The sequence below is a fragment of the Rahnella sp. GSA61A genome, from assembly GCF_019969905.1.
In the GTDB taxonomy this organism is placed as follows: domain Bacteria; phylum Pseudomonadota; class Gammaproteobacteria; order Enterobacterales; family Enterobacteriaceae; genus Rahnella; species Rahnella aceris.
The window spans coordinates 175251-194600 of sequence record NZ_JAHXYO010000001.1 but is presented as its reverse complement, the minus strand read 5'-3'; the positions used below and the strand labels follow the sequence as shown (position 1 = coordinate 194600).

Sequence of the window (19350 nt, the reverse complement as noted above, 5' to 3'; positions counted from 1 at the left end):
TGTTAACTGAGCGAATAACTAAAGAATACTCACCAGGGATGAAATTATAAAAAATGAAAACCTTCAGGAAGATTAACGAAATCAATATGAATGATGCATGACACTATTTCATGGGTGATGTCGATGGCTTATATTCATGATATCTATGATTGATTCATAAAGTCTCAAACAAAGTCACCATGATTAACTAAACAAGGATGGATATTATGACGTGGGAATATAATCAAAGCAGCGGTGAATTGAAGCATAACGGACAACTATTCCAACAGGGCTATAGCGGACATGGTGCAGGAATAAATAATCCAGCTATGGAGTCTGTGAGCAGCCAGGGTCCAATCCCAAAAGGTTATTATCGTATAACAGGAGCGCATAATACTGTTACGCCTGTCACCATTATTTTGGAACCTATTTTGGGGACTAATACGTATGGGCGAGACCTGTTCAGAATCCATGGCGGTTCAAGGAGTGGCGGACGCAATGCATCGAATGGTTGCATCATTATTGATGGCGTACGTAATCGCGAACAAATCATGAATAGCGGTGACACGATTCTGGTGGTCAGATGATGAAAATTTTACTGTCTTTTTTATTAACGTTTTCATTTTCGGCAGTCGCCACGATGCAAATAACTTCCATGCAGTTAACTCAGCAGATAAAAAATCGGGGGGCTCAGGCAGTTATCGCTGATTTATACAAAGATGATGAATCCCAATGGCAGTATGTGCTGACTAAAATAGGCAGTGGTGAACAAAACTGGCTGGACGTGGCCGCATTATTAGCGCCCGGTAGTGATGCTGATTCGGCGGAGTCTCTTGCTACTGCAGCTGCCACGGCCATTCCACATAACCCAGCGGGTGTGCTCTCCCTTCTTAAAGGCGAGGTTTTACCCTTCAGTACCGATAACGTATGCGCTTTACCCTTTTATAGCATCAAAGAACCGGAATTTAATCAATATATCGTTAATGCTATTCAGGCTCTTTATAAGGTTTCGAACAGCAAAGCGTGTATCGATACTATTGTTAAGACTATTGGTCAATCAAACGGATTTGTTGAGGATAACTAATATGGGCATTCCTGTTTATATGTTTTTGTATGATGATAGCGGTAATATTATTAAGGGAGGTATTGACATTCAAGGCCGTGAATACAGCGTGGAAGTGTTAGGGCTGCATCACAGTGTACATATTCCGACCGATAACCATAACGGTAAATTCACCGGCACCCGCCGGCATCTCCCATTTCTGATAGAAAAAGAAATCGATTCGTCTTCACCTTATCTCTATAAAGCCCTTTCTATGGGGCAAGCGCTGAAGCGCGTAGAACTGAAATATTATCGGATCAACGATGCAGGACAAGAGGCGGAGTATTTTACTATTCTGCTGGAAAACGTGAAAGTCGTTAACCTAATGCCCGTGATGTTCGATATCAAAGATCCCGCAAAAGAAAAATTTAATCATATGGAAATCGTAGAATTTCGTTATCAGAAAATTACCTGGCTTTATCTTGATGGAAATATTCAACACACTGATGCCTGGAACGAAAGGGCGACGGTATAGTTAGTACGCAGATGACGACGTAAAATCTCGCTAAAAAACACCTATTCTTTGTCTCAGGGAACGATATTAATGACATGAATTAAATGGTTTTTATTTCAGTATCCATGCATTGACCACATCGACATTATCCTTCGATGTAAAAAATCCTTGCGGGTACTGCATGCAGTTCTTCTCCATAAAGCCGGGGTTGGAATGCAGCGGTTTTCCCAGGAAAATAACTTCAAGTAACCTCCTCATTTACCGTCGTTACGATTTCAGGCTCAAAGCGACCTCTGCGTCTGCAAAAATGTTGCCTGGTTGAATAAAGTAAGAGGGTAGAAAGAGGAGGTAACTAAATCATAGTGCTATAACCTCAGTGCCTTATATTACAAAAAAATATTTTAAACTAAATCAGCGGGTTCTTTTTCCTCCAAATATAGTTATCCTTATTTTTTATTCTGAAAAATAACCATGGCATAACCCAGGCAAGTAAGAATAAAGGTATCGCTAAAATGACAGATAGATTAACAAAGTTATAGTTTTGGTAGAGTAACAGGATTAAAAGAGCTGAAATAAAAATCAAGATGATCCGCAAATATAAAATTAACTTCCTCGTAGGTCTGTCAATATAGGCCATGATTATTTCAGCACCACAATAAGGACATAGGGTACTGTTTTCCTTTAATTTACTATCACAGAATCCGCATGTAGCATGCTCATCAACATGATTACTTTTCACGTAAACCTCTCGGACTGACTTTTGCTGTGTATGAATTCTTGCTTAATGTTATTTATTTGATTTTATTATCTTAATTACTACTCTTTATCTCGAGTGTACTTTACATAATTTCTTTTGAAATTAGCAAGGGGATTTTTCTTGCAAACCGTAAGTGAATATGTGGGGGGTCTGTTAGTTTTTAGTAATGACTCCTTTTACCAAGATTGTTCTTATTTTGAATTTCTATATACAACCCTTATCTGAACAGGGGATGGGTTTTATAATATAAATTATGGCTAAGACATTTCCTAGTAAGCATGCCATATGAATTTTTATTGAATACCTTGCTGACTGCTTCTTGATGCGGCTGAAATAAAAATCGGCAGGGGTAGCGAAAAGAACAGGCCAGGAATTGGAAAAAGCTCATACGCTAATGTTTCTGACTCCCCATGTGCTGAGAGAACAAGACATTGTTCTTATTTACACATTATTTGGTCGCTTGTCTGGCATCCGGTGTCATTTAAACTCATTTTTGTTTCGTAATACTTACTCAGGGCTTTGTTTATGATTAGATTTTCTGGACAGATACAAGTGATACTAATCTCCTCTCCCTGCGTTGAACACCGACAGGCGTCGATTCTCCGTGACTGAGCTTTTAGTCAACCCGCAGTTATTGGCAGAACGCCGGGGCGCGCCGGAGAGGCTTTTTGCGGTCAAAACCTCCGGGTCAGGGGCAGAAGCAACGATGCGCTATTCTGGTGCGTGCTTATATCTCCGTCGACAATTGAGAACATCGGACTGACAGGTTCAGATACTGTTGAACGGCGCTGAGTAATAAAAAGGCACTAAAAAAGGCACATTTTTGTGCCTTAGAAAACGATGTTAAATATATGAATTAAATGGATTTATTCATTTCAGTGTCCACGCATTGACCACATCGACAAATGAAGCCCCGTTTTCGGGGCTTTTTCATTAGTGCATCTGTAGGGATTGCTGACTGTGTTTGTCTGGATGCAACTGAACAGCATGAACAGTTCCTGGCTCAACGATGATGTCAGCAATCGACTCATGTGTTTTGAATGTACAGCTGCAATTAATATTCTGGCACTGGTGATAGCGTTCTTTGGTGTTGATGCTCAGATAACGGCTGGAGCGTGCGTGTGCTGCGTGTTGGCATTTCGGGCAGTGCATCATAATAATCACCATGTAATCATTCTAATCATATTCAATCATTATATGTTATTGCTGAAAACATACATCGGGGATTACAGTGTTTTACATAACAGGTGACAAATTCCCCAAGGCAGACGAGATGACAAATCAGGACGATATACAAAGCGCTATTCGTGACGCTAACGAAAGGGAACGTTACATCTGGCGTCGTGCCCGTTGGTTTATGAAGGCCGTTTGGGTTTGCCTTCTTATATACGCACTCTTCCCAGTGGTGTTTTGGATATACTACTGTTTTTAGGCATGTTTTATACGCTCATCATGAAGATTAGCCTAAACATTCACAACCTATCGTCCCCGATCGCTTCATAACTCACATCAGACAGCAACACCTCCAGATTCAACGTCGTCACAAATCCACTGCCGCCCAGGCTGTGCGTCACCTTGCTGATTATCCACGGCTGCGCGTCGATCACGGATTTAAAGCCGGACACGGCAACCGGCGTTTCAGGGAATAAATCCGCCCGCCCGCGAGCCAGGGAGATCGAGAACTCGGCCACACCGCGCTGGAGTTTGTCCCATTTCGCCTGGGCTGCGCGCATGGCGGCCTTTTGCGTGGCGTAGATGGTGGTGAGGGTAAACACGTTTTCATCGCTGCCCGCCAGGTAATCCCCTTCTTTCGCCTCCGGCGTTTTCTGCACTTTCGCGCTGGTCTTCTTTGCCTTCGGATGTTGCAGGGCGCGCAGATACTGCACTTTCGGCTTCCGCTGCACCTTCACCTTTTTTGGCTTCGGGTCTTTGGTATGCAGCCAGCTTGCCGATACGCCGGTGTATGCCCCACGGTCAGCAATATTGAACGTGTGCCCGTCGCCGTCGCTACGGACAATCGTCATCTGCGGGATTGGCTTCCCGCTGGCCGTCTTTGCCGCCCCAGGTTTGATAAACAGTAATCTGCCCGCCTTGATGGCGACAACCGCGCCGTTCAGCTCCGCCAGGCGGGTAATAAATTTCGCGTCTGTTTCCTGGGTCTGGTCGATGTGCGACACCGGGACGCCCCTGAAAGGCTCGGCAACGGCGGGCTTGAGGTTGTTGCGCGCTGCCACGGCAGACACCACCGCTTCCAGGGTCGTGTTGTGATAGGAGTTGTCGCGGCGGGAGTTCAGGCTGCCGCGATAGTCCGCACTGCGGGCGCGGATGGTCACCCGTGCCAGTGATTCACGCTGACGGTTGAGCTGGGCGGTGGTTTCACTGATGGACGTTCTCAGGCGGCGCTCAGAGTCAGACAGCGTGCGCGTGCTGATGCCCGCCTGGGTAAGTTCCGTGCGCTGACGCTGCACCGACAGCCGCAGCCCGTTGAACTGGGTCTGCAACTGCGCGGCGGTACGCTTCGCGGACTCCATGGCCTGCGCCTGTGCACGGGTCGGGCTGGCGGTATTTCTGAACTGGATCGCCAGCGCCGCCGCTTCCGCTTTGGCGGCGTTGAGTTTCTGACCGGTGACGGCAAGCTGTGCGCTGGATTTACGGAAGCCGTCAATCTTCCCGGCCTGGGCGTTCAGGTCTTTGAGCGTGGTCTGCGAATTTTTAATCTCTCCGGCCAGCGCCTTACTGGCGTTTTGCACCGATTTAAACGGGCGGGTCGCCTGGTCAACCGCCTTTAACAACACCTCTAATTTTAAGTTACTCAATGTCGGTGGCTCCGCTGCGCTGCATGGCCTTATGACGCCAGCCGCAAAGCTCGGTCAGCGTCATCGGGTTCAGTTCTGACGGCGGCCAGTGAAAAATCACCGCGATATCTGCCATCAGATCATCAACTGTCAGGGTAGGGGGAAGCTTTACTGTTCCGACTTCGGCGATAAAAAACCGATCACCTTACCGGCCAGCGCAATCAGGTCGGGCAGGTTCAGGCTTTTACAGTCCTGCGCGGTCAGGTTCGGCACGGTAATGCGCGGCAGAATGACGGTCAGCGCGTCAACGTCGGCATTCGCCAGCGCCGCCAGGCCAATCCCGCGCAGGTGTCCGGCGTTCGGCTTGATGATTTCAATCTGAGTGATCAGGGTGTCGCCGCGCTTGATCGGCTCTTCCAGGATAACGACATTTTCATTGTGTTCTGACATAGCGGTGTCTCTTCTTCAAAGGTGAGGTTTCGCGCCGGTGTCCGGCGCGGGTTACGGGTTACAGGCCGATGTTTTTGCGGTGCTGTGCCACGCGGTCAACGCCGCCGACGATTTCCACCATGTTCACGGTATCGACTTCAATCACGTCTCTGCCGTCAATCGTGAGCTTGAAATAGGTGCACTGGGTGGTGATCTTGGTTTCGGTGTCTTCGCCCTGTTTGTACTCGCCGAAATCCATTTCCTTGTGACGTCCGCGCAGGGTGACTTCCACGGCGGAGGTGTCACCGGAGTCGTCGCGCTGGAAGGAACCGGCAAAGCGCAGCGGCACGGCATCGACTGCACCCCACTGTTTCAGCACCAGTTCATCCATCCCGCCCACCGTCCACTCAAAGCTCAGCGCGTCGTCGTCCAGCCCGAAATCAATCGAGGCCGATCCGGTCATGCCGCCGCCTCGATAGTTCTCCAGTTTGCGGGTCAGTTTCGGCAGCGTCAGCGCGCTGACCGTGCCGAGGTAGCTGTTCCCGTCGTTAAACAGGTTCAGGTATTTCAGTTTCTTAGGCAGTGCCATGTTTTAGCGCCTCTTAGCTGTTGATGGCCGTGGCAAACGTCGCCAGATATTGGTCGGTGATGCGCTGACGCAGGGTTAAATCTTCCAGCGGCGGCACCGGCGTATAGTCGTAATCAATAAACAGCTTGCCTGCTTTCAGGGTTTCAACGGTGTTCGCTTCCGCGTCATACCAGCAGGTGCCGTCAATGATCAGACCGGCGGTTTTCATTTCGCGCAGCTTGGCGTTAATGCCCGCAATCATGTCCTTGATAAGCGTCGGGGTCATTGGCCTGTCCATCGCCCACAGGTGCGCTTCCGCCATCGTGTCCGCCAGCACCTGCGCGGTGCGGGTGTAGTTCTCAAACAGGAACAGCGGATCATCCGAGCAGGTGCGCTGCCCCCAGAACTTAAAGCCGTCTTTGCGGATAAGGGTGGTGACGCACGCCTGGTTCAGCAGGTCGGCATCGGTGCCGGGGGTCTGCAAATCCCAATAGACGCTGGCAGACAGGCCGGTGACGCCGTTGATCCCGACGTTCGAAAGCGTTTTATGCCAGCCGGTTTCCGCGTCGATTTTGGCACGCAGGCCGAGGGCATAAGCGGTGGCGGGGGCGATGTCGCTGGCGTTGGTGGTGGTGTTCCAGGATACAAAATCCGGCCAGATCACCATCAGCTCACGCTGGCTGAAATTATCGCGGTACTTGATGGCATCGGACACGGTTTTGCAGCCGTAGGCGCTGACGTAGCCGAATGCACGCAATTGCTGACAGACGGCGGCGAGCGCCGTCGCGACCTCCTGATTATCCAGACCCGGCACGCCGAGAATGCGCGGCTTTACGCCGAGTTCAGTCTGGGCGGACAGCAGGGCTTTCATGCCGGTATACATGCCGGTTTCATCTGAACCGCCGATGATGTTAGAGGTGGTTTCCGCTTCGGTTTCGCCTTGGGCGACGCGTACCACGACAACAACCGGTTTAGCCTGGTTGGCGATAGCCATCAGGGAGGCGCGCAGCGTGCCGGTTTTACCGGCCTTACCGGCGGCGGTCAGCACGTTAGTAATGAGCACCGGCGTATCCAGCGGGAAGGTCGCCGCGTCCGCATCCTCTGCGGTGCAAACCATCCCGATGATGGCGGTGGAAACGGTGGAGATAACGCGGGTGCCGTCATTGATTTCAACAACGCGCACGCCGTGATGATAATCAGCCATGGTGTTTTTTCCTGTGATTGGGGTGACGTCAATCATCGCGTGTTGTGTACGCGCAGGCACGGCGGGAGGGATGTTTGAACAATGGCACAACGTGGCTGCAGCACAGTCACATCTGTCTATGCGGTACCGAAAACGTTATGTCCTGCATGGTCAGATATGACTGTGCTCGATACAAAAAAGCCCCTTTCGGGGCATGAATTACATGAATTAAGCGGGGATTTCAGGCCAGGTAACATCCGGCGCGGCAGACAAATCCAGCCGGTTAACCATGACCGCCAGCGGCAGCCGTTCCACCTACGAAGCCAGTCGCAGTGAGGAAGCCAGCCACGCTGATGTCGCCTGGGCAATCATGCACGCCCTGCTTAACGAACCACTGACCGCCGCGAACGGCGGCCAAAGCCCTAACATCCTGGAGTTTTATTAATATGAGTAAGCGCAAATTCCGCAAGACGGCACAAACAGCAGTCACCGCCACAGCGCAGCAGACCGGCGGCGCAGAGGCGTTCAGCTTTGGCGACCCGACGCCGGTATTAGACCGCCGTGAAATTTTGGATTACATCGAATGCACCGGTAACGGCCAGTGGTATGAGCCGCCGGTCAGCTTTGACGGCCTGGCTCGTACGCTGCGGGCAGCGGTGCATCACAGTTCATCGCTATACGTTAAGCGTAATATTCTGGCCTCGACCTATATCCCGCATCCGCTGCTGTCACAGCAGGAGTTCAGCCGCTTTGCCCTGGATTATCTGGTGTTCGGGAATGCGTTTTTGGAAGTGATCCGCAACCAGCTCGGCGACGCCGTGGTGATGAAAACCGTGCCTGCAAAATATGCCCGCCGGGGGGTTGAGCCAGATACTTACTGGTTTGTGCAGCAGTGGAAGGATGCCCATCAGTTCGAAGCTGGGAGCGTGTTTCATCTGATTGAACCGGACATTAATCAGGAACTGTACGGCCTGCCGGAATACCTCAGCGCCCTGAACTCTGCCTGGCTGAATGAGGCCGCCACGCTGTTCCGCCGTAAGTATTACCAGAACGGCGCGCACGCCGGATATATTCTCTACATGACAGATGCAGCACAAAGCAGCTCGGACATCGATCAGATGCGCAAAGCGATGCGCGACACGAAAGGCCTGGGCAACTTCCGCAACCTGTTCATGTACGCGCCGAACGGCAAGCCGGATGGGATCAAGATTCTGCCGCTGAGCGAAGTCGCGACCAAGGACGATTTCTTTAATATTAAGAAAGCCAGCCAGAACGATTTGCTGTGCGCGCACCGCGTTCCACCGCAGATGATGGGTATCATTCCGGAGAACAGCGGCGGGTTTGGTGATTCGGTTAAGGCGTCTCAGGTGTTTGTCAGGAATGAGCTGACACCGTTGCAGGAACGATTTAAGGAGTTGAATGCGTGGTTTGGGGAAGAGGTGATTAGGTTTACTTCTTATACGTTAGCCCCAGAATAGATTAGTAACGCCCCGAATTATGGGGCATTACTAACTGCAAATAACTGCCCCAGATTAAATCGTCTCAGGCAATCCCTTGAACAAGGGAAAGGGATATAAGTATCACAGTGAAAATATGTCAGTCTGACTTATGGCTAAACAGAATACCAGTTACCGAGCCTTTGTATGCATCAAGTCTTTCCTGCCTTTGTTTAAACTTTGACTTAATATCTGCAATACTAGGGAGACCGAAAACCCCCAGAGTAGCGCTTATAGTCCCTAAAGCAACATTACCAGTTAACGCACCTGCAATTGCTATCGCACCATTAGCAACGCACGGCAGCACATCGAGGCCATAGATTCTTAACTTTTCTGCCTTAGCCTTAGCTATTACTCTCTGATGTTCTATGAATGCTCTATCAATATTATCGACTACTTGCTGTGTTGTTTTTGAATAATCAACAGCCGAAGAGTGAATCAAACTATCCACGCCACTAGATAATACCCCCCTGATTTCCTCCATGAGATGATTGCGTCTTAATTCGATTATTTTATTCGTAGGTACATTACCTAACCATGAAAAACCATCTTGCATACCATTTGCTAACGCGTGAACCATATGCATATTTTTTAACTCAACATCATTAATATCAAATTTTTGGGACTCGTACTCAATTAACCACGTATAATAAAGCCATGATGTTTCAGCATTTATATATGGAGTACTACCAAGTTCTTGCGCATTACGTTTTGCTGAATAAGCTTGAGGCATTCGGCCACAACTATTAAAAAACACTTCCATCCCCGCATGATCACCCACAACTTTCCGTGAGAGTCGGTCTTGGTCAGATAAAAGTTTCGTTAATTGATGTTTAGCATCACCGCCCCATTCAGTATCAAAAATAAGCCTGTCAGGCCTTTTGAGATTTTTTAACACTTGCTCTACACCAACTAGCGTAGTGCTAAATTCACGAAAATCATCAATATTTTCGAACTTCCGGTCGTATAGATATTGTGCATGAGCTAGAACATAGGGCTCACATGCGGCCATTAAGTGTTCGATGTTATTCTCAGAAAAATCTCTCCTATCAGGTAAGATTAAAACAATCGCAGGCTCTATTTCCTCAAGAGCCATATCCCTGTATGTCATACACGAGAGGATATGTTTAAGAAGTAATCTCGTGAACTCTGATTTATCAGCAGTGGCATGTAACCGTCCAACACGTAATATAGGGCAAGGTAACGAGATAGTATCAACATAAAGGCCTGCTGTTGACACAGCATTTTCGCTATAGGAAGGAAACAAATCTCCAGAAAAATTAGCCTTTAGCTGGGAGCCATCTTGTAAATGTATAACCCCAATATCGGATGCAACACTCCAGAACTCTTTAATCTGAGCGAAAAATTCAGGGAAAACATCATAAATGTGCTGTGCGTAATCAGTCTTTTTTGAGAAAAAACTAGCTAATTTATACGGCTCATCACCGCTATCGATCATAATTCTAAATATATCACCGAAATTAGCAAAGAGGATATCAAAGTAAGCCTTTTGCAGATCTATTATTGAGTAATTGCTTTTTGTTTTCTCACGTTCAACAAAATGATTAATAGCCGATCCCATCGCTCTAATTCTGCCATCAACTGTTGAAGGATCAACTTTTCCGTCATCTCGTAGACGTACTTTTTCAAAGCTGGCAACAAACCCATCAATCAAGTGCGTAGCGATTTTAATTTTACCCGCTTCAAGCTCTTGTTTAATAAGGAATACTCGATCAGTTAAATCACTTATGTATTCCTCATTCTGATAACTATCCATATGCTCTCCAGAAAACAATCAACGTTATTAAAAATAAAGAAGTGGAAGTTTAGTAATTGATGCTCAGATAATGCTACTTATATTTTGATGGCGAGTCTTTTTCTATCACTTAACAACTTATAAGTCGAGAAATTGCAGTTCTTGTCAAGAGCAGCACATTAGCACCAACTCACATTTTACTTAATTTGCGTTACAAGCTGTCCAAGCGCTTCAGATCCGCGCTGTGCGCCCCGTAGCTGAGCACCAACCAATAAAGAAAACACCTCAGCGCCTGGAAGAGGAGCAATTTTGGCCACTCAACAGCTCCGCGCGCGCAATGTTACCCGCCTGCCCGCTTTTGACTTGGTTCAATGTTTTTAATGCATGCACCAAACGGCAACAAGCCCAGCCATAGGAGAGATTTGGCGATTTGCGATGTTTTATTGAATATGCAAAATCATGCAACTACTACATGCAACCTCATCATATCTGCTCGAACACCTAGTAAGATGGTAAAGAAAGGACTTATGATATTTTAAGAGAGGATTAAAAAGATGAATGTTGGGATTATGGTTTTTAGGACATTATCTTTTAACCTTAAATATTTAGGCTAATTTAATTAAATTTTTACTGGAGGAGCGTTTGAAAATATCATTCTGCTATAGTCCACGCTTTATTAATAACGCTTAACTCTTGCTCACGGTTCAAAACAGCATATTTACCATGCCGAAGGCAGTCAGGCCATGTTTCAAAATATTCAAAATCTTCGCGTTGAGTTGAATTAATCTCTCTAAACTTTCCCCATTGTTAGATTTTATCTGTGGGAGCAATTTTATTTCTATGTGCATAATGATTACGAAGAGACTCAAGAGCATGGAAGCAAAAGAATGGAGCATTATCAAGATTAGTAAGGGCTGATCTTAAGTCATTTAAACAGCGATTTATTAAAATTCCACTTTCCCAATCTTTTTTTTCCTAAGGAAAGTTAACTTTTTATCTATATCTTCTTGAGTAACTGCGATGTTTCTTAATGGATAATCACTACCAAACACAAAATTTTCCTCCGTTTCTTCATCGATGCCACGTTCTATAACTACAGAGTAATTAAAACCACGAATAAATGCTAACTTAGCCATCTCATTTTCAAGCATGGATTTTACTATTCTTCTTAAGAATATAATGTCACTTTTCTCATGGGTTATTATCTTGACGATAATTTGATTGAGGATAATACTAATCTTAGTTTCTCCTGTAAAACCTGAATCTTTTAATCCGAGTTTTATATTAAATTGCATGTCTGATAGTGCACGCTCAGGTAAAGTATTTTCCAATTAAGAAATAATTATTCATTTTTATCCTTTTTTTGTGCGTGCATTATTTAATAGCCTAGAATAATCTAATGTTTTAGTCACCAAGATTTTTACTATCTGAAGTGATTGAATTTTAGTATTTTTAGGTGATTATTTTAAATTCAATTCACTTCATAATAACGGCATTTTTCATCCTATTTTTGACGTTTAGGATTTGGTGGCAATCATTTGAAATTATCGCTATTCTAATTACCTTCAATTAATTTTGGTTTTGTTTTTTTTCTGGGCTTGGATAAGTTTTTATTTAAGCCAGGATTTGCTGCGATTATTTTTTTTACTACGTGGTCTTTTACTGTTTCAAGATCTTTAATGGCCGTTTCTATTAGTGCAAGTTGTAATGAAGAATCATTTGATTCTAATACAGCTTCACTTGTCTCGATTACTTTTTCGATAAGATCAGTCGAAACGTCACTATATGAAGTGTCACCTAAAAATCTAAATAATCCACAAGTGGAAATAGTATCAGCGCCTTTTTTTGTCTTGGCATGATATAGACTCCCTGCTTTAAGAATATTGATGTGAAGCTTATAATCATCAAAGTGAGGATGTATGATTTTTGTAGAATTACCATTATTGGGGTAAGTGCTCCCGCAATCTTCTAGTAATATTTCTTGATTCCACTTGGCCCTATTACAATCTTTACAGGCTAAGCATAAGTTTTTTGGCTCCAACAAAAATTGTGGGTATTTATCTTTAGGGAAAATATGTTCCGCATCCCAAGTAGATAAATTCTTAACAACAATTTCTTGCTTGCAATAGACGCAAGTATGAAATTGTGCCGTATAATAAAATTTTTTTATATGTTCTTTTATTTCTACTAGTATTTCATCGTCCTTGTCTTCCCATTTTTTTCCGTCGTGTTTAGAGGGATCATTACAATATGAAATATAGTAATCCTGCAAGTGGTCATGATATACAACAGGAGTGTCTATCTTATCCCTAGTTTCACTCATGATCTACTCCTATAGCAAGTTCAACTAATTCAATTAATCTAAAAACAGGGTCATTTATACTTATTTTGTTTTTTAATTTTAGAACAGACTTAACTTCATTTATTTTATGTGGCTCAATATCAGCAAGCGTTGTTTTCCTTATAAGGAAACTAATTAATATTCTTGTAAGGTATTCATTTTTGTCTCCTGGTAACTCAAAGACTTTGGCAAGCTGATAATCGGATGATTTATTGTTAAAGTAAAATGCTGGCGTCAATAGTTCGCTTTTTATATCATAAATATAACTATTTTTGTTGTTCAATTTTGATACTATTAGAGGAGAGTGTGTGGCAATAAAAAAAGCACATCCATTGAAAGAACCGAATAACTTATTTAATAAACCTATATACTGTTCTTGCCAATATGGGTGTAGACTTATTTCTGGCTCATCAATAAGAACCAGTGCGTCATCTGTTATTGTACTCGCAATGCCAATCATAGATAACAATACACATTGTTCACCAGAACTAGCCCTTCGCAATGAAAAAGCTTCGTTTTCAGTTTTCTTTTTCAGTCGTAAATCCATAATTGTAAATGCTTCTGACTGATTTACTTTATAAATTGTACTAATGATACTATCAGGCAATAGAATATCTTTATGTGAAAATGTATTGTTATACAAATTGTATGTTATCTTTACTAAGCCATTTTTATCCGTTAAGCTTCTAAAAAAATAATATAGTTCCTTAAGCAAACTATATGATTTCTTTCCCGTGAAAGTCAATTTTTCATCATTGAAATATATTTCATTTTTCGGGTCATTGAGGTAATAAGTTTTATTTATATCATCAAAGACTAAGTTTGGTGATATTTTAAAAATTAGTTCGAAGAAAGGATCGAAGTTTAAAAAATCCAAAACCGAGTCCAATCTAATTAGGCTTCCTTCGTTTCGGTCCGTAAATAAGCTCATTGTTGCTGTTTCTATTAACTGTTTAGCTGAGCTGTTAGTACTATATCCTTGAACTCCTATGTATTTATATATACTTTTAAATTTACTATCAGGGATTTTTTTTGGAAATGAATCAAACGGTGTAGTTGCGACAGCAATGACTGACTGCCAGCGGTCACTTTTAAATCCCGCACGTGCAAAACTCGAAAGAAGCCTACTTTTACCGTCACCATTCTTACCTGTAATAACACAATAGGTGTTATTTTGCTTGTCAAATGCGTGTAGCAAATTTTCTTTAGATATCGATATTGGTTTCATATTTTGAAAATACTAGGTTTAGTTACCTAAAGCGTATCAGGTGTATTCATAATTGTCACATCTTGTAATGCTCTCCGGCTTCTCTTAAGTCAATTTATCGTGGTTACACCTCAGTCTTTTTACTTCCCTTACATCACTTCATAACATTTAATATTTAAAATTAATGAGTTAGTGCTTAAATGATAAGTTCATTTCTTATGTATCTTTAGGATGATCGCCAATTTGATCACATCAATTTAATTTACCTTTGATTATCTTTTTACCTATAACATTATGATTTATAAATATTTATTTTCATTGCGTCCAAGTTTTCACTCTCAGTGGCTGTACATACTTTTTTTATGATACAGGGACTGAGGTTAAACGTTAATGGTATGGGAGTTCTTTGGGCATTGATATGGCCGACAATTTTGTAATATTCATTTCCACCTAACCCACAGTTATTGACAGGACTCCGAGGCGCGCCGGAGGCGCTTTTTGCGGTCAAAACCTCAGAATCAACGGCAGAAGCAACGATGCGCCATTCAGTGGTGCGCGTTTCATATACATGTGATTCGCCGAGGTGGGGCGCGAAAATGCCCACAACTTTTTTCACTTCTTCATCGTAGGCGTTCAGCTCATTGGCAACGCGACGTGCTACGCGCACCGTCTGATCGTCACGCGGTACATTAGCGCCGCCCTGGGCAGTTATGTACGCCATAAAGTCACCGGCATCAGCAGCAGCGCGAACGGCTTCCACTTCTTCGTCAAAGGTTTCAGTCAGACTGATGGAACGGATGCGGCGGCACTCACGGTATGAACCCATAGTAGGCAGGCCGATGGGATGGAATTGAGGGATACGCCATGTTGCAGCCCAGGCAGTAACAGCAGCAGCGGAATCTGTCAGAAGCTCGCCGGTCTCGTGGTCGCGTTCGCCTTCCAGTGCGTAACCGTCGATATTCTTCGCGATGTATTTAGCGATGTAGCCAGCAGCACCGCCTCGGTTCAGGTGCTTACAGTCAAAGCGGTTCTTTGCTGCGCCGCGCTCGTCACCGTCTTCTTTCATGGCGTATTTGCGCATGATATCGATCACCGACTTACGCATGGCAGGCTTGGTGAATAACATCATGTGCCAGTGCGGAGTCGCGTCGTGGTGAGGCTCAACTACACGCATACCATAAACGGACAGGCCACTGTCTTTGAACGCGGTGCGCATTTTGCTCCAGATCCCGCAAAGATAACGTTGTGCATCTTTAGGCGTATAGGCCTCTTTGTCCCAGGAATGATTTCGCTGAACGCGCTTGTTATCACCTTTACCGATCATGCGGGTCGGGTGAAATTTAGAAGGCGTGGTGATGGTCAGAAACATCCCGACGTCACCATTCGCGGCAGCATATTTTTCGGTGCCGGCGATAGTGCTCATCAGCTCCATGCGGCGGATTTCAGGGTTTGAAATACTCGCCATGACCTTATCGATCAAACTGATACGCTCGCCGGTTTCGACATTCTCCAGGTCGCGGCTTTTTAGATAGTCCAGATTCGACAGTCGGCGGGAACGAACTTCACGAATAGCCTGCTTACTGGCATACGGAGATGCGTCACGGTTAACCTTGCCGATTGCGATCAGCAATGACTCACGCCATCGGGTACGCTGACCTTTCAACTGACTTAACCACCAGTCAGGATTTACCAGCCGAGAAATGCCAGCAATGGCAGACGTTGCATCAAGCTTGCCTTTAGTGAATTTTGTCCAATACATAGGGCTGACGTTGAAGGCACGAGACATTCCTGCAATATCACGATACAGAGCGCACTGCGTATCAGACTGAAGAAGTACCGCGTAATCTCCACCATGTTCAGCCAAAAGCTGATCGCAACGGTCTTCATAAATGGCCTTCAATTGTCCTGCAATATTCTGTGTGAAACGACGTAGCGGTTTGTCGCTCATGCCTGGTAACTGGTGATAAACATCGGCCTCGGAGATGAATTTCATGGAAGCATTGATATTCATTGCATGGGCTTTATTAACTGCATCGACACGCGGCAGGATGCTGCGCCCAAGGGTATAAACCAGATAATTATTAGCCGCGTGGATGCCCTGAGTTTTGAGCAGGTACTTATGGCGGCCAGTGAAAATTTCTTGCAGGTCTTTCGAGAGGGTTTTTACTTTGATTAAAACAGCTTGCCCCTGATCGTATTCATCACGGGTAAGCGGTCTCGGCCTTTCTTGGGGGACGATTGGGGCGAGGGGTTTATTCCAGGGGAACGCCCAAACATCGGGCGTTTCAGTCTGAGAAGTAAAGCGATTGTTCTGCATTACAAACCGTCTTTGATATCAATGATCAGATAGCCAGCATTGATGCCAGCCAGAATGAGCAATGCCATCGAGAACAAAATCATTTACTGTCTCGGTAATGCTTAGCGTTTAGCTCACTGATTTCCTTGCAATAGATACATAGCTCAACGCCAGGCAGAGCTGAGCGGCGTTCTTCAGGAATAGGGCGGTCACAGTCGAGGCAATACATGGAGGAAACGCCCGTAGTGCTTATGCGGGCAGCTTGAATTTGTGACTCTAAGATCAGGTCCGCTCGTTCTTGGGCAGCGTCAATAACATCAGCCATTAATGAAATTCTCCCGCTTCGTTTTGGATGCGGGTAGCCTCAACGCGTAAAGCTTCGGCGGCTTCAGTGCCGGTCATTGCCTGCTTGACGATGAAACATGCGATAGCCTCAAGACGTGCAGCGAATACGGCTGCACGATTTAAACGTTCGTCAGAACGAGCTTCATTTATCATTTCTTCCATTATCCAATCCTGTTTTTAGGCAAAAGAATGCCCGGCGGGTTGAACGCCAATTAAATTTCAGATGTATTAATGTTCTATGTTGAGAACTGAGTCGGTTTCACTAATAAAGGCCGGAAGCGCGTTGCCAAACTCAATGAGTGAGTTAAGTGCTTCAATGACCTTTATTCTTTCACTGTGTGCCAATTCAAAGAAACGCATATTAATATGGCGACTCTTCAACCCAGCATGAAAGCAGATCAATTTGCGCATGGTCGGCGTACTTTCATCAAACGTTTCCTGCGCAATATTTTTCTGGCTGGTCAGCATTTTTCGGATCCCGATAATATGCTGAAAACAGGCCTCTCTTTTTTCCTTCGGGATACTTTCCGAATAGCTCAATGTTTGCGATTGCATAGACACCTCAACCAAATAAGCGTTTGTAGAAGGGCTTCCGGCTCGAAACGGTTGAACACATTTGCGGTTTAGCTGGATTCCATCGTTTGCCACCTGGTAGTTCAATCCAGCCGTGTCCAAAACTGCGGGAAGGGCTTTGTCTTTTCAGTAGTGGTGCAATTGAGATAACCATTTTCCCCTCCTTAACGTGGCTCGCCCAAGCCCAACCACATCAGCCAGCCGTCGCGGATCTCTCTTGGGCGTTTTTCAAACGCTAACTTCATACCTGCGTTCCAGGCAGGCAGGTATACCCAAGTCTCACCGCGTGCGGTTGGATTCTCTGGGTTGCGCATTTCAATAATGGGCAGCTTTCCCGCCTCGATCATCGACTTAACAGCAACAGGTGTTTTGCCGATTGCCTTGGCAAATTCTGTGTAGGGAAGGGCATCCGACACACTTACGATTTGTTTGCTCATCTGCTAACCTTTCTCGAGATCTCGACAACTGCTTATAGCCGCTTAGCGACGCTTACAGATGTTTAGATTATGTTGAATCAAAATAACGTTTACATCTAATTATTAGAGGATCTTGAAAACATGTCAAGCTCAATAGCTGAGAAGATAGGGCTCATGAGGGAATCTGAGAGGATTAACCGGAGGCAATTCGCTGAGTTGACAGGCGTTCCATATAGCTCTTTGACCTACTACGAGAGTGGCAGATCCGTCCCGCCGACGGATGTGACTATGAAAATTTTGGCTCACCCAAAGTTCACAAAATACACAATGTGGTTCATGACTGATCAAATTTCTCCTGAAGCCGGACAGATCGCGCCGGTTCTCGCACACTTTGGGCAGGGCGAAACAACGTCGTCCCACTCCGACAAAAAGACTGGTTAACGCTACATTTCGATTTTTTACGTTTTATAGAATCACAGAGTCTTTGCAGTACCCACGATTCCGGAGGGCTTCAATATGTCGATTAAGAAGCTCGATGATGGTCGTTATGAAGTGGACATCAGACCGCAGGGGCGCAACGGAAAGCGCTTCCGGCGTAGGTTCGACAAGAAACATGAAGCAGCCGCCTACGAAAAATATGTAGCGGTGAATTATCACGACAAAGAATGGCTATCTAAACCGGCAGACAAACGGCCGTTATCCGAGTTGATAGAACTATGGTGGCTCTATCACGGGCAGAACGTGAAACACGGCAAGCTCGATAAAGCCAAACTGGAATTCATCTGTAACCTGATGGATGACCCGTGTTCTTTCCAAATTGATAGCCTGGCTATTACAAAATTTAAGTCTTTAAGATTGGCGAAGGGCGTTAAGGCAACCACGGTAAACCGCAATTTGATGTTGCTGAGTGGCCTGTTTACTTACCTGAACGAAGCCGGTTTGTTCCACGCTGAAAATCCGTTGCATGGGGTAACGTTGCTAAAAGGGCAGCTATCATCCATGACTTTTATGTCTGCTGATGAAATTGAAAAGTTGCTGTCAGTTTTGGAAGGGGACAATAAGAGGATTGCGATCCTGAGCTTGAGCACTGGAGGTCGCTGGGGAGAAATAAGCAGTTTGAAGGTGGAGAATGTCATTAATAACCGAGTGACTTTTCTCAATACCAAAAACGGCAAACCCAGAACAGTCCCGATCTCAGACGAGGTATGTAAGGCAGTCAAAAATCAGAAGTCTGGATTACTTTTTCCTGATGCCGATTATTTGACCTTCCGGCTGCTATTGAAATCGTTAAAGCCAGACTTACCGAAAGGGCAATCATTGCATGTGCTGCGGCATACGTTTGCCACACATTTCATGATGAACGGCGGGAACATAATCACCCTGCAAAGAATTCTCGGACACGCGAATATCAACCAGACAATGGTCTATGCTCACTTCGCTCCGGACTTCCTGCAGGACGCAATTTCCTTTAATCCACTGAGGGGAAAAGCGGGGCTGGAGTGTCCACATAGTGTCCACACCTAAGCATCTTTGTAGGTCTTACAGCTGCTTACAGTATTTATAACTCATTGATTTATAGTGATCGCGTTATAAGTGCAGGAAAAATAAATGGTAAAAAAGGCACATTTTTGTGCCTTTTGTTTTTTGAATTTC

At 45.1% G+C, this 19350-nt stretch carries 23 protein-coding genes and 1 pseudogene; 7 read left to right on the top strand and 17 right to left on the bottom strand.

What is annotated here, in order from left to right; all coding sequences use genetic code 11:
• Nucleotides 1–206 precede the first annotated feature (206 nt).
• The 3 genes from LC431_RS00875 to tssD are packed head-to-tail and all read left to right on the top strand — an operon-like array spanning nt 207 to nt 1556.
• Nucleotides 207–566, top strand: coding sequence for a tlde1 domain-containing protein (locus LC431_RS00875; RefSeq protein ID WP_013576958.1), 360 nt, complete (start codon nt 207–209; stop codon nt 564–566).
• The gene (locus tag LC431_RS00870; protein WP_013576957.1) at nt 563–1063 is read left to right on the top strand and encodes a hypothetical protein; all 501 of its coding nucleotides are present in this window, start codon (nt 563–565) and stop codon (nt 1061–1063) included. The genes LC431_RS00875 and LC431_RS00870 overlap by 4 nt, the downstream gene beginning before the upstream one ends.
• A gap of 1 nt (nt 1064) precedes the next feature.
• Nucleotides 1065–1556, top strand: a complete 492-nt coding sequence (gene tssD, locus LC431_RS00865) for a type VI secretion system tube protein TssD (protein WP_013576956.1) — start codon at nt 1065–1067, stop codon at nt 1554–1556.
• A 1669-nt stretch (nt 1557–3225) separates the two neighbouring features.
• Here the strand turns inward: tssD and LC431_RS00860 are convergent.
• The 7 genes from LC431_RS00860 to LC431_RS26370 form a co-directional block, all read right to left on the bottom strand.
• Nucleotides 3226–3447: a DNA-binding transcriptional regulator gene (locus LC431_RS00860; protein WP_112151099.1), complete on the bottom strand. Its 222-nt coding sequence runs from the start codon at nt 3445–3447 to the stop codon at nt 3226–3228.
• Nucleotides 3448–3764: 317 nt separating this feature from the next.
• Nucleotides 3765–5108 carry a contractile injection system protein, VgrG/Pvc8 family gene (locus LC431_RS00855; protein WP_223509152.1) on the bottom strand — a complete coding sequence of 448 codons (1344 nt, stop codon included), beginning with the start codon at nt 5106–5108 and terminating at the stop codon, nt 3765–3767.
• Nucleotides 5101–5223, bottom strand: a complete 123-nt coding sequence (locus tag LC431_RS00850) for a GpE family phage tail protein (RefSeq protein ID WP_223509151.1) — start codon at nt 5221–5223, stop codon at nt 5101–5103. Before LC431_RS00850 ends, LC431_RS00855 begins: the two co-directional genes overlap by 8 nt.
• Before the next feature lie 32 nt (nt 5224–5255).
• Entirely contained in the window at nt 5256–5537 is a 282-nt protein-coding gene (locus tag LC431_RS00845; RefSeq protein ID WP_223509150.1) for a phage tail assembly protein, read from the bottom strand.
• Nucleotides 5538–5595: 58 nt separating this feature from the next.
• On the bottom strand, nt 5596–6105 hold the full coding sequence (locus tag LC431_RS00840; protein WP_223509149.1) for a phage major tail tube protein: 510 nt from the start codon (nt 6103–6105) through the stop codon (nt 5596–5598).
• A 13-nt stretch (nt 6106–6118) separates the two neighbouring features.
• On the bottom strand, nt 6119–7288 hold the full coding sequence (locus LC431_RS00835) for a phage tail sheath protein (RefSeq protein WP_223509147.1): 1170 nt from the start codon (nt 7286–7288) through the stop codon (nt 6119–6121).
• Nucleotides 7289–7495: 207 nt separating this feature from the next.
• Nucleotides 7496–7558, bottom strand: coding sequence for a tail fiber assembly protein (locus tag LC431_RS26370; RefSeq protein WP_223509213.1), 63 nt, complete (start codon nt 7556–7558; stop codon nt 7496–7498).
• Here LC431_RS26370 and LC431_RS00825 point away from each other — a divergent pair.
• Both LC431_RS00825 and LC431_RS00820 read left to right on the top strand, forming a co-directional pair.
• A pseudogene (locus LC431_RS00825) lies at nt 7548–7712 on the top strand (terminase); the annotation flags it as partial. The gene LC431_RS26370 and the pseudogene LC431_RS00825 sit on opposite strands and share 11 nt — an antisense overlap.
• A 1-nt stretch (nt 7713) precedes the next feature.
• On the top strand, nt 7714–8745 hold the full coding sequence (locus tag LC431_RS00820; protein WP_223509145.1) for a phage portal protein: 1032 nt from the start codon (nt 7714–7716) through the stop codon (nt 8743–8745).
• A 118-nt stretch (nt 8746–8863) separates the two neighbouring features.
• Here LC431_RS00820 and LC431_RS00815 read toward each other — a convergent pair whose 3' ends face one another.
• The 10 genes from LC431_RS00815 to LC431_RS00770 all read right to left on the bottom strand — a co-directional run bounded on the left by LC431_RS00815 (nt 8864) and on the right by LC431_RS00770 (nt 17718).
• On the bottom strand, nt 8864–10540 hold the full coding sequence (locus tag LC431_RS00815; protein ID WP_223509144.1) for a hypothetical protein: 1677 nt from the start codon (nt 10538–10540) through the stop codon (nt 8864–8866).
• Between the two features lie 923 nt (nt 10541–11463).
• Nucleotides 11464–11850 carry a hypothetical protein gene (locus tag LC431_RS00810; protein WP_223509142.1) on the bottom strand — a complete coding sequence of 129 codons (387 nt, stop codon included), beginning with the start codon at nt 11848–11850 and terminating at the stop codon, nt 11464–11466.
• A 224-nt stretch (nt 11851–12074) separates the two neighbouring features.
• Nucleotides 12075–12842 (bottom strand): HNH endonuclease, encoded by a 768-nt coding sequence (locus LC431_RS00805; RefSeq protein ID WP_223509141.1) that lies wholly within the window; start codon nt 12840–12842, stop codon nt 12075–12077.
• The gene (locus LC431_RS00800; protein ID WP_223509140.1) at nt 12835–14088 is read right to left on the bottom strand and encodes an AAA family ATPase; all 1254 of its coding nucleotides are present in this window, start codon (nt 14086–14088) and stop codon (nt 12835–12837) included. The genes LC431_RS00805 and LC431_RS00800 overlap by 8 nt, the downstream gene beginning before the upstream one ends.
• Before the next feature lie 271 nt (nt 14089–14359).
• The gene (locus LC431_RS00795) at nt 14360–16384 is read right to left on the bottom strand and encodes a replication endonuclease (protein WP_223509139.1); all 2025 of its coding nucleotides are present in this window, start codon (nt 16382–16384) and stop codon (nt 14360–14362) included.
• Nucleotides 16385–16463: 79 nt separating this feature from the next.
• A complete protein-coding gene (locus tag LC431_RS00790) occupies nt 16464–16688 on the bottom strand; it encodes a TraR/DksA family transcriptional regulator (protein WP_015690415.1) in 225 nt (74 codons plus the stop codon).
• On the bottom strand, nt 16688–16870 hold the full coding sequence (locus LC431_RS00785; RefSeq protein WP_015690414.1) for a DUF2732 family protein: 183 nt from the start codon (nt 16868–16870) through the stop codon (nt 16688–16690). Before LC431_RS00785 ends, LC431_RS00790 begins: the two co-directional genes overlap by 1 nt.
• 66 nt (nt 16871–16936) lie before the next feature.
• Nucleotides 16937–17263: a hypothetical protein gene (locus tag LC431_RS00780; protein ID WP_223509138.1), complete on the bottom strand. Its 327-nt coding sequence runs from the start codon at nt 17261–17263 to the stop codon at nt 16937–16939.
• A gap of 7 nt (nt 17264–17270) precedes the next feature.
• Complete coding sequence (locus LC431_RS00775; RefSeq protein ID WP_015690412.1) at nt 17271–17435, bottom strand: phage filamentation protein Fil family protein; 165 nt, start codon at nt 17433–17435, stop codon at nt 17271–17273.
• A 10-nt stretch (nt 17436–17445) separates the two neighbouring features.
• Nucleotides 17446–17718 (bottom strand): Cox family DNA-binding protein, encoded by a 273-nt coding sequence (locus tag LC431_RS00770; RefSeq protein WP_015690411.1) that lies wholly within the window; start codon nt 17716–17718, stop codon nt 17446–17448.
• A 120-nt stretch (nt 17719–17838) separates the two neighbouring features.
• On the opposite strand from LC431_RS00770, the gene LC431_RS00765 reads away from it, so the two are divergent.
• Together LC431_RS00765 and LC431_RS00760 are read left to right on the top strand one after the other, a co-directional pair.
• The gene (locus tag LC431_RS00765) at nt 17839–18138 is read left to right on the top strand and encodes a helix-turn-helix transcriptional regulator (RefSeq protein ID WP_015690410.1); all 300 of its coding nucleotides are present in this window, start codon (nt 17839–17841) and stop codon (nt 18136–18138) included.
• A gap of 75 nt (nt 18139–18213) precedes the next feature.
• Complete coding sequence (locus LC431_RS00760) at nt 18214–19221, top strand: tyrosine-type recombinase/integrase (RefSeq protein ID WP_223509137.1); 1008 nt, start codon at nt 18214–18216, stop codon at nt 19219–19221.
• Nucleotides 19222–19350 lie beyond the last annotated feature (129 nt).